Here is an 11,365-nt window from a genome sequence, read left to right on the forward strand (position 1 = left end):
CGGGCGGCCCGGTCGGGTCTCGTCGAGGTCCCCGTGGCGGCCGAGGCCCCGAACCAGGTTTCGCAGGCGCGGCGCCGCCGGGCGGAGGTCACGCAACTCGGCCGCCGATACGAGTACCTGGACGCGGAACCGTCGTCGAGCGCCTCGGATCGGGGCGCGGAAACCCTGGGCTTCACCGGAACCGCGCCCGCCAAGGGGGCCGGCATGCCGGCAGGACTGACCGCGCTGCGCGACGATGCCTTCGACGGCGCCGCGCGCACACCGATGTTGCCGCACACCTGGGACCACGGCCCGGCCGCACCTTGAACGAGGCTGGGCCACAACGGTATTCGTTGGCGCGGGACAGCCCGGCGCAGTCGGGCGCACGCGGCGGCCCGCGGCCGGGACCGTAGCGCCGGCGGGCGGAACCGGGGCCTGGCGCGACCTTCGTCCGCAAGCGGAAGAAGAGCGGTAGCCTAACCCGCATGCAGAACGCGTCGGTGGTCTCCCTGCTGCGTGAACGCGCGGGTCTGCAGCCCGACGAAATCGCGTTCCGCTATACCGACTACGAGCACGATTGGGCGGGCGTCACCGAGACGTTGACGTGGGCGCAGCTGTACCAGCGGACCCTGAACGTCGCGCACGAGGTCAAGCGGCACGGCGCCGTCGGGGACCGGGCCGTGATCCTGGCTCCGCAGGGCCTGCCCTATATCGTGGCCTTCCTGGGCGCGATGCAGGCCGGGCTGATCGCGGTGCCGCTGCCCGTCCCGGCGGTGGGCTCACACGACGAACGCGTGAGCGCCGTCCTGGCCGACACCACACCCACCGTCGTGCTCACCACGTCGGCGGTCGCCGGCACCATCACCGAGTACCTCGGGCAGCCGGGCCCAACGACCACCCCGGCGGTCGTCGAGGTCGATGCGCTCGATTTGGACGACCCCTCCGCGCCGGGCATCCGGCTCAACGGCGCCCCCGACACGGCCTACCTGCAGTACACGTCCGGCTCGACGCGACTGCCGGCCGGCGTCATGATCTCGCACCGCAACCTGCGCGTGAACTTCCAGCAGCTGATGGCCGCCTATTTCGCCGAGTTCAACGGCGTCCCGCCACGCGAAACCGCCGCCGTCTCCTGGCTGCCCTTCTATCACGACATGGGGTTGGTGCTCGGCGTCATCGCGCCGATCATGGGCGGTTATCGCGGTGACCTGACAAGCCCGGTCGCCTTCCTCCAACGACCGGCACGGTGGATCCACGCGATGTCGATCGGCACCCCGGTGATGTCGGCGGCGCCGAACTTCGCCTTCGAGCTGGCCGTCCGCAAGACGAAGGACGTAGACCTGGACGGCGTCGACCTGGGCAACGTCCTGGGCGTCGTCAGCGGCGCCGAACGCATCCACCCCGCCACGCTGGACCGGTTCGCTAAACGCTTCGCGCCGTACAACTTTGACGACCGCGCGATGCGCCCGTCCTACGGATTGGCCGAGGCCACGGTGTACGTCACCAGCCGCACCACCCGCGGGGCCCCGCGGGTGGTGCACTTCGAATCAGAGAAGTTGTCCGAGGGGTCCGCGGAACGCTGCCCGGCGGAGAGTGGCTCGCCGCTGCTGAGCTACGGCATGCCGACATCGCCGGCGGTGCGGATCGTCGACCCCGACGCCCGCCGGGAATGCCCGCCGGGAAAGGTCGGCGAGATCTGGGTCCATGGCGAAAACGTTGCCGGCGGCTACTGGCAGAAGCCCGAGGAGACCGCACGCACCTTCGCCGGCGTCCTGGTCGACCCGTCGCCGGGCACGCCGGAGGGACCGTGGCTGCGCACCGGCGACCTCGGGTTCGTCTCCGAGGGCGAGATGTTCATCGTGGGCCGGACCAAAGATCTCCTGATCGTCTACGGGCGCAACCACTATCCCGAGGACATCGAGTCGACGGTGCAGGGGATCACCGGGGGCCGCGTCGCGGCGATCTCGGTGCCGGTGGACGAGACCGAGAAGCTGGTGACCATCATCGAGATGAAGAAGCGCGGCGACTCAGACGAGGAGGTGTCGCGCCGGTTCGCCGTCGTCAAAAACGATGTCACCGCGGCGATTTCGAATTCGCACGGTCTCAATGTCGCCGATCTCGTGCTGGTGTCGCCCGGGTCGATTCCCACCACGACGAGCGGCAAGATCCGGCGCGCGGCCTGCGTCGAGCAGTACCGCCGTCAGGAGTTCACCCGACTGGACGCCTGAGCGCCGCGCCTACGGCTGCGATTCGGCGAGGAAGCGGTCCACCACGTCGGGGCCCGTGGAGTGCAGGGCGATGGACAGCTCCAGCAGCCGGTCCTTGACCTTCTTGGGCAGCAACTCGATGGACTTCGTGGTGGCTGAGTCGTACTTTGACCCCGGAAAGCGTTGCAGCACAACGTCCTTCTGCTCTTCGGTGGTATAAATCTCCAAGAGCTTCATCCCCGCGAAGGCTTCCTTCGCCGAGTCGGCCATCCCGGCTTTCGCCAGCGCCTCGAGCCGCTCCTCGTTGATCCAGACGTTGACCTTGATCTTCTTGACGTCGCCGCTCATGATCGGGCCCCCTCCAACGGGTTCAGCGTGAACACGGGCAGCCGGTCCGCCAGGTACTCCTCGGTGACGAACGGCGAGCCCTGGCCGTACTTGGCGGCCGCCTCGAGAACCACCTCGAACACCTCGTGCCGCATCACCTGCTGGGTGGGCTTCACCTCGTCGGTCAGGATGCTTCTGATCAGGCTTCCGCTGAAACTCTGCGCCTTGGAGTCGTGCCCGCACAGCGCCGAATTGGTCACTTCCCGGCATTCGGGGCAATACCAGTTCTCGCGCAGGAACACCGGTTTGATGCCCAGCTCCGACCGGTGTTCCTGAAGGAGGTTCTGCGAGTCGTACGGATGGTAGAAGTCGCCGACGCCGGCGTGGTCGCGGCCGAACATGTGGTGCGTGCACCCGAGGTTGGTGCGCAGGATCGCGTGGAAGATGGCCTCCCGCGGACCCGCGTATCGCATGTCCCACAGCGTGAAGGTCACCTTGTGGACGTCCTCCCGGAAATACCCGCTCTTCCTGAGCTCGTCCTGCGTGAGCAGGATCGCCTCGTCGATGTAGTCGCCCACCCGTTTCTGCCCGATGATCGCGTTGACCAGCACGCCCGTGCTCAGGTCGTCGACCGGCTGGTCTTCGTTGGCGGCCAACCACGCCTGCTTCATCAGCGCCTCGTGTCCGGTGTGCGGGACGTTGCGGGTCTGATGCGCGACGACGTGGGTCCAGTTCTTTTCCGCGAGCGCGTCCTGGTGCTGCCTGGGCGTGAGCCAGAAGCTCTTGAAGGGCTCGTTGAACACCGGCTCGTTGATGAGCGTGACGTCGCCGGCGACGAACCGGTTTGCGTACGCCAGCGTCTTCTTCACTCCCGGATGCCGGGGATCCGTTGTGCCGTAAGTCTTCTCAGCCAGTCGCTGCAGGTCGTACTCGTAGATCTCGGTGACGTCCAGGATCGCGATGGGAGCGTCTGAGTACTCCAGCACGACGCTGGCGCCCTCTTGGACGCCCAGCGTGTCGATGTCGTCGGAGGGCAGGTCGAACACGATCGGGATGCTCCACAGCGTCCCGTCCGGCAAGGCCAACTTGTCCAGCGTGGTGTCGACCTCCTGCCGGCCCATGAACCCGGTCAGCGGCGTGAAGAACCCGTAGGACAGGCTGATGACCTCGTGCGCCGTCGCCTTCGAGATGGGCACCCGCGCCAGGCCCTGGATCCGGCCGGCCGCGTTTTCGGTGGCCACCCGCTCCACGATCGGCTTGCCGTTGTGACCCGTATAGCTCATTCGATGCCCCTCGCTTCGCAGTGCAACACTTTCCTGGCAAACGTCTTCGGTGCCCTGCCGATTCCTAAACCCCGCCCGTCGGCTCCTGGCTGCGCGCGAGGGCGGGGATGACGCCGACCTTCTCGAGGTGCGCAATCACCTCCTCGGCCAGCGTGTCCGCGTCCTTCGCGCCGCCCTCGAGTCGCAGTTCCGGTTCCACCGGAGCCTCGTACGGGTCGTCGATGCCGGTGAATCCCTTGATCTCGCCGGCCCGGGCCTTCTTGTACAGCCCCTTGGGGTCGCGCTTTTCGCAGATCTCGATGGGGGTGTCGACAAAGATCTCCTGGAAGTCGCCCTCGAGCAGCGTTTCGCGCACCGCATCGCGGTCCCGCCGGTAGGGACTGATGAAGGCCGTCAACGCGATGACGCCGGCCTCGCAGAACAACTTCGAGACCGCGCCGATGCGCCGGATGTTCTCCTCGCGGTCTTCGGCAGAGAAGCCCAGGCCGAACCTCTTGGCGAACGCCACGCCGTGGCGCGGCTCCAGGGTGTCGGGCCCGGCGTTGAGCCCGTAGCGGACGTTGTCCCCGTCGAGGAGATAGCTCCGGATGCCCCGCTCGTACAGCCTCTGCTCAACGGTGTTGGCCACCGTGCTCTTCCCGCTGCCGCTGAGCCCGGTGAACCAGAGGACGCAGCCTCGGTGCCCGTTGAGCTTCTCCCGGCTGTCGCGACTGATGTGGTGTTCGTGCCAGGTGATGTTGTTCGACATTTTCGGCTCCTCGACACCGATCCCGTGCAAGTCCTCCCACGACCTTCACCAGATCGCTCACCAATCAAACCGGGTTGTGGCCGGTCGGTTACTTAAGATGGCCAATTTACAGGAGATTTCCGTCTTCCCGCCACCGTGCCGCGGCGGCCGCGCCCGCCGCATTCGACCAGCTCCGGGCGTCGCGGGGTCGAGCGCCGCCGCGCCGGGCGGGCGGGGCGCGCCGCCTGGCCCTGGCGCCGACGGTTACGAGCACGGTGAGCCGAAGTTCCCGGCCGCGCTTCCGGTCAGGACGGCGAAGCCGCGGTTTCCGCGGCGGCCAACTCGTCGCACAGGTGCTCGGCCAGATCGCGAACCGTGGTGATCTTGGTGGGGCTGATGCGGATCCCGGTTTCGGTCTCGATGCGCGTTCGCAGCTCCAGGTTTCCCAGCGAATCCAGTCCGTAGTCGGAGAGTGGACGATCGGGATCGATTGTGCGGCGCAGCAACAGACTGATCTGGCCGGACACCAGCCGGCGGATGGCGGTCGGCCATTCCTCGCGGGGCAGCGCCTTGAGTTCGGCCAGGAATTTGCCGGTGTCGGGGTTACCGGATCCCATCGACTGGAAAGCTTCGGCGAACCGGCTGCGTTGCGCGAACGAGGTCAACCAGGGCGTTCCCATGATCGGCGCGTAGCCGGTGTAGGCGCGGTCGTAGCGCAGCAGGGATTCGAAGGCGTGGTAACCCTCCGCCGGCTTGATCGCGATGCCGGCGTCTTCCGCGAGCGCCGTGGCGCGGCCGACCTCCGACCATGCGCCCCAGGCGATCGCGCTGCCCGGCAACCCCTGGCTGCGCCGCCAGTGGGCGAAGGCGTCCAGCCAGCTGTTGGCCGCGGCATAGGCGCCCTGGCCCGGCGATCCGACCAGCGCGGCGGCCGAGGAGAACGAACAGAACCAGTCCAGCGGCTGGTCCGCCGTCGCGTGATGCAAGTTCCAGGCTCCGTAAACCTTTGGCGCCCAGCATCGGTCGATGAGTTCGTCGGTCACGTTGGCCAGCGTGGCGTCCTGGACCACCGCGGCCGCGTGCAGCACGCCGCGCACCGGCAGTCCGGTCTCGGTCGCGGACGCCACCAGCCGCTCGGCCGTGCCCGGCTCGGCGATGTCGCCACACTCCACCGCGATGTCGGCCCCGCCGGCGCGGAGACGCTCGATGTCTTGGCGGGCTTGCTCGTTGGGCGCCGAGCGGGAATTCAGCACGATCCGTGCGGCGCCGCGCGCCGCCATCTGACCGGCCAGGAACAAGCCCAGCCCGCCGATGCCGCCGGTGACGATGTAGGCGCCATCGGCGCGGAACAGTCGCACGTTTTCCGGCGGGACGGCGGCCACACTGCGTCCCGTGCGCGGCACGTCGAGCACCACCTTGCCGGTGTGGCCGGCGCCCGCCACCAGGCGGACCGCGGCGGCCGCGTCGTGGATCGGGAAGTGCGTGGTCCGCGGCAACGGCAGCCCGCCGTCGGCCGTGCGGCGGTACACGGTGGTCAGCAGGCGTCGGACGGTGTCGGGATGGCTGAACGTCAGCAACGCCAGGTCGACCGCGAACAGCGACAGGTTGCGGCGGAACGGGAACAGCCCGAGGTGGGTGTCGCGGTAGATGTCACGCTTGCCCAGCTCGACGAATCGGCCGCCGAACGCCAGCAACTCGACTCCCGCACGCTGCGCGGCGCCGGACAGCGAGTTGAGCACCACGTCGACACCGTATCCGCCGGTGTCACGGCGGATCTCGTCCGCGAACGCCGTGCTGCGCGAGTCGTAGACGTGCTCGATTCCCATGTCGCGCAACAATTGCCGGCGTTGGGGGCTGCCCGCGGTCGCGAAGATTTCGCAGCCCGCGGCCCGGGCGATCGCGATGGCCGCCTGTCCCACGCCGCCGGTGCCGGAGTGGATCAGCACCTTGTCGGTCGGCGCGATGCGGGCCAGGTCATGCAGGCCGTACCAGGCGGTCGCCGAGGCGGTGGCCACGGCGGCGGCGTCTTCGGAAGCGAGGTCGGGCGGCAGGGTGACCGCGTGCCTGGCGTCGGCGATGACGAAGGTGCCCCAGCAGCCGTTGCGGGACATGCCGCCGACGCGGTCGCCCACCCGATGCTCGGTGACGTCCGGGCCGACGGCGGTGACCACGCCGGCGAAGTCCCCGCCCAATTGCTGTTGGTAGCCCTCGAAGGTGGGATAGCGGCCGAAGGCCACCAGCACGTCGGCGAAGTTGATGGTGGACGCGGCGATCGCGACCTCGATCTCCCCCGGCCCGGGCGGGACGCGGTCGAACGCGGTGAACTCCAGCGATTCGAGGTCACCGGGGGTGCGGATCTGCAGGCGCATGCCGTCCCGCTCGTGATCGACGACCGCGGTCTGCCGTTCGGCCGGGCGCAGCGGACCGGGCCGCAGCCGCGCGGTGTACCACTCCCCCTGGCGCCAGGCGGTCTCGTCTTCTCCCGAGCCGCTCTTGAGTTGCGCCGCAACGTGTTCCGGCCCGGTCGTCGCGTCGACGTCGATTTGGGTGGCGCTCAGGTGCGGGTGCTCGGAGTCGATCACCCGCAGCAGTCCACGCAGCCCGGCCTGTTCCAGGTTGGCCACATCGCCGGCGGCCACGCTGGCGGCGTTCCTGGTGACCACGAAGAGCCGGGGCGACTCGCCGGGCAGCTCGGAGAGCTCACGCGCGACGGCCACCAGGTGCGACACGTAGTCGCGGGCGCGCCGCGCCTGGTCGGGGCCGCCGCCCGGTGGCGCGGTCACCACGACGACACCCGTCGGGCCCTTGAGCGGGCCGTGCCCGTTCGAGGCGGCCGGGCCGTTGCCGGACAGCAGCGCGCGCAGCCCGGCGGTTTCCACCGGCCCGACCGGCAACGAGAGCGTGGTGCAGTGGGCGCCATCGGAATCGAGCGCCTCGCGCAGCTGGGTCGCGAGCGGATCCGTCGCCTCGCACGCGGTGAGCAGCAGCCACGATCCCGGCTCGGCCCGCGCGGCGTCCGGGAGTTCCCGCGGCTCCCATTCGATGGCCAACAACCGCTCGTTGAGCAGCCGCTCGGCTCGTTCGCGTTCGGAGACCCCACCGGCCAGCCGCAGCCCCTCGACGGTCAGGAGCACGGCGCCGGACTGGTCCAGCACATCGATGTCCGCCTCGCACTCGCCGGGGCCCGACGACGTCACCCGGGCCAGGCAGTATTGCGCATTGCGCGCCGGGGCATGGCTGCGCAGCCGGCGCACACCGACCGGCAGCAGCAGGCCACCCGCGCCGGCCTGCTGGACCACCGGTTGAACGACCACCGACTGAAAGCATGCGTCCAGCAGGGCCGGGTGGATCGCGTAGCCCGACTGCTGCGAGCGGATGGCTCCGGGGAGCGCCACCTCGGCGAGCACCGTGGGTGTGTCCACGTCGCCGAGGAGCGCGGCGGCCAGGCCCGAGAAGGCGGGACCGTATTGAATCCCGATGGCGTCGAACGCCTTTCGCAACTCGGCGCCGTCCATGCCGGACGGATGATTGGCGATCAGCGTGGCCATGTCGTGGGCGGGCGGCTGCTGCGGCCCGTCCTCGTCCGCCCCTTCCTGCGCGCGCAGGACCGCGCGCGCCCGGCGCACGCGTTCGCCGTCCTCGTGGGTGTCCACGGTGAACTCGAGAACGCCGGGCGCGGTGACCGTCGCCGCCGACGACGCCCGCGTCCCGCCGTCCAGCAGCAGGGTCTGCTCGAACGTGATGTCGGTGACCTCGGACCGTTCGCCGAGGACCGCCCGCGCGGCGGTCAGCGCCATCTCGCAGTACGCGGCGCCGGGAAGCGCTGCCACGTGGTGGATTTGGTGATCGCCGAGCCACGGGTGCGCCTCGGTGCCGACATCGCCCTGCCAGACGTGTCGCTCCGGTTCCTCGTACAGGTGCACGTGCGCACCGAGCAGCGGATGGACGGCCTGGACCGAGGCGCCGTGCGCCTGCTCCTTCGCCTCGCGGCTGAGCATGAGCCTGCGATGGGTCCACGTCGGGATGGGCGCGTCCACCAGGCGGCCGCTCGGGTATTGGACCGAGAAGTCGACCACGGCGCCGGCGCTGTGCACGTCGGCGACGAAGGTCCGCAACCCGGCCGGCAGCTCTTGTTCGCGGCGCACGGCCGCCAGCGCCGCGATGGGCATGTCCAGGCTGGCGGCATTCTGCTCGACGGCGTGCGTGAGCAGGGGGTGCGGCGAGAGTTCGCCGAACACCCGGAAACCGTCCTTGAGGGCGGCCTGCACGGCCGCCGCGAATCGCACTGTGTACCTTAGATTTTCGCCCCAGTAGTCGGCGGTGAACGACGGCCGTTCGCGGGGGTTCCACAGCGTCGCCGAGTAGTAGGGAACCTCCGGCTCCCTGGGCTCGAGGCCGGCGAGGGCCTCGACCAGTTCGTCGAGGATCGGCTCGACCTGGGGCGAGTGCGAGGCCACGTCCACCGCCACCTCGCGCGCCACCACGTCCTGCTCCTGCCAGACCGCGACCAGGTCCCGGATCGACTGCGTGTCGCCGCCGACGACCGTCGACGTGGGCGACGCGACCACCGAGAGGACCACGTCGGAGATCCCGCGAATGGACAGTTCCGACAACACCTGTTGGCCCGGCAGTTCCACCGACGCCATGGCGCCACTCCCGGCGAGCCGCGCCATCAGCCTCGAGCGCCGGCAGATGACGCGCACGCCGTCTTGCAGCGACAGGCCACCGGCGACGACCGCCGCGGCGGATTCACCGAGCGAATGGCCGATCACCGCGCCGGGACGGGCCCCGTAGGACTTCATCGTCTCGGCCAGCGCGACCTGCATCGCGAAGATCGTCGGCTGCACCCGATCGATGCCGGTCACCACCTCGGGCGCCGACATCGCCTCGGTCACCGAGAACCCCGATTCCGCGGCGATCAGCGGTTCCATCGCCGCGATCGTCGCGGCGAACACCGGTTCGGAGGCCAGCAGCCCGGCGCCCATCTGCGACCACTGCGAGCCTTGGCCGGAGAACACCCAGACCGGTCCCCGGTCGTCCTGCCCCACGGCGGGTAGATGCGGGATGTCGCCGCCGGCGACCTCGCGCAGGGCCGCGCTCAGCTGACCGAGGTCGCCGGCGGACACCACCGTGCGCACCGGCCGGTGTGCGCGGCGGCGCGCGAGTGTGTAGCCGACGTCCGACAGGCCGGCGGTGCCGGCACCGCCGGCGTCGATCCAATCCGCCAGCCGGGCGGCCGTGACGCGCAATTGTTCGGCGGACGTCGCCGACACCGGGAACAACAACGCCCCGTTGGCATTCGGGGCGGCCGGCGGCGCTTGTTCCGGCGGCGTCTCCTCCAAGACGGCATGCACGTTGGTGCCGGACATCCCGTATGACGACACCGCGGCGCGGCGCGGGCGCCGGTCGCCGGGCCACGGCGTGTTGGCCTGCGGCACGAACAGTTCCGTCTTGATCGCGGCCATCTCGTCGGGCAGCCGGGTGAAGTGGAGGTTCTGCGGCACCGTGCCGTGCTGTAGCGCGAGGATGGCCTTCATCAGCCCCAGCGGTCCGGAGGTCGACTGCAGGTGGCCGAAATTGGTTTTGACCGAGCCCAGCGCGCAGGGCCCGCCGGTCCCGTACACGGCGGCCAGGCTCGCGTATTCGATCGGATCCCCGACCGGGGTGCCGGTCCCATGCGCCTCGACGAAGCCGACCGTGGCGGCGTCGACGCCGGCGGTCTCCAGGGCCTTGCGGTAGACGGCCACCTGGGCGGTTTCCGACGGCGCCGCGATGTTGACGGTGCGGCCGTCCTGGTTGGCCGCCGTGCCGCGCAGGACGGCCAGGATGCGGTCGGAGTCGCGTTGCGCGTCGTCGAGCCGCTTGAGCAGCAGCACGACGCAGCCCTCACCGGAGACGAAGCCGTCCGCGTTGACGTCGAAGGCGTGGCAGCGGCCGGTCGGCGACAGCATGCCCTGCAGCGACCCCGAGACGGACTTGCGCGGTTCGAGGGTCACGGCGACACCGCCGGCCAGGGCCAAATCGCTCTCGCCGCTGTTGAGGCTGCCGCAGGCCTGGTGCACGGCCATCAACCCCGACGAGCACGCGGTGTCAACGGTGACGGCCGGGCCGTGCAGCCCCAGCGTGTAGGCGACCCGCCCGGACGCGAAGCTGTTGCTGGTGCCGGTGAAGCCGTACGGGCCCTCGGCGGCGCCGCAGTCGGCGGAGAGCAGTTCGTAGTCGCCGTGCGTCAGCCCGACGAAGACGCCGGTCTGCGAGTGGGACAACCGCGCGGGATCGAGGCCCGCGTGCTCGATGGCGTCCCAGGACGTCTCCAGCAGCAAACGGTGTTGGGGGTCGATCGCGGTGGCTTCGCGCTCGGTCATGCCGAAGAAATCGCAGTCGAAGCCGCCGACGTCGTCCAGGAAGGCCCCCCACCGCGTCACCGACCGGCCGGGCACGCCGGGCTCGGGGTCGTAGTACAGGTCCGCGTCCCACCGGTCGGCGGGGATCTCGCCGACGAAATCGGCGCCGCGCAGCAACGCCTCCCACAGCCGTTGCGGGGAATCGATTCCACCGGGAAGCCGGCAGGCCATACCGATGACAGCAACGGGTGTGGCGGTTGCGGCACGCAATGTGCAGTCCTCTGTTCTCCCCCAACGGCGTTGGCCAGTCGCGCGGGTGTCAGCTTACCGACCTGAACTCCGTCAGCTTAACCGCTTGGAGAATACGGCCGGCCCGCGAATTTGCCAGGGACGGATCGCCGTGAAACCTCTGTCTCGACTGTGGCTTCCGCGATTTCCCCGGCAGCGCAACGGCGATGGTGAACACCGACGAAGAGCGCCCGCCGGACGGGGCCGCGTGCG

5 protein-coding genes and 1 pseudogene are annotated in these 11,365 nt (G+C 69.7%); 2 read left to right on the forward strand and 4 right to left on the reverse strand.

What is annotated here, in order from left to right; genetic code table 11:
* Both A5691_RS28375 and fadD21 read left to right on the forward strand, forming a co-directional pair.
* Positions 1-306, forward strand: a pseudogene (locus A5691_RS28375) (hypothetical protein); the annotation flags it as partial.
* A gap of 158 nt (positions 307-464) precedes the next feature.
* A complete protein-coding gene (gene fadD21, locus A5691_RS16670) occupies positions 465-2,204 on the forward strand; it encodes a fatty-acid--AMP ligase FAAL21/FadD21 (RefSeq protein WP_068266695.1) in 1,740 nt (579 codons plus the stop codon).
* A 9-nt stretch (positions 2,205-2,213) separates the two neighbouring features.
* Here fadD21 and A5691_RS16675 read toward each other — a convergent pair whose 3' ends face one another.
* The 4 genes from A5691_RS16675 to pks2 all read right to left on the reverse strand — a co-directional run bounded on the left by A5691_RS16675 (position 2,214) and on the right by pks2 (position 11,134).
* On the reverse strand, positions 2,214-2,531 hold the full coding sequence (locus A5691_RS16675) for a hypothetical protein (protein WP_067755762.1): 318 nt from the start codon (positions 2,529-2,531) through the stop codon (positions 2,214-2,216).
* Complete coding sequence (sat, locus tag A5691_RS16680; protein WP_067780178.1) at positions 2,528-3,793, reverse strand: sulfate adenylyltransferase; 1,266 nt, start codon at positions 3,791-3,793, stop codon at positions 2,528-2,530. Before sat ends, A5691_RS16675 begins: the two co-directional genes overlap by 4 nt.
* Before the next feature lie 64 nt (positions 3,794-3,857).
* On the reverse strand, positions 3,858-4,541 hold the full coding sequence (gene cysC / locus A5691_RS16685) for an adenylyl-sulfate kinase (RefSeq protein WP_067780184.1): 684 nt from the start codon (positions 4,539-4,541) through the stop codon (positions 3,858-3,860).
* A gap of 284 nt (positions 4,542-4,825) precedes the next feature.
* Positions 4,826-11,134, reverse strand: coding sequence for a type I polyketide synthase (gene pks2, locus A5691_RS16690; RefSeq protein ID WP_068266698.1), 6,309 nt, complete (start codon positions 11,132-11,134; stop codon positions 4,826-4,828).
* Positions 11,135-11,365: the final 231 nt, after the last annotated feature.

Source organism: Mycobacterium sp. E183 (genome assembly GCF_001667735.1).
GTDB lineage: Bacteria > Actinomycetota > Actinomycetes > Mycobacteriales > Mycobacteriaceae > Mycobacterium.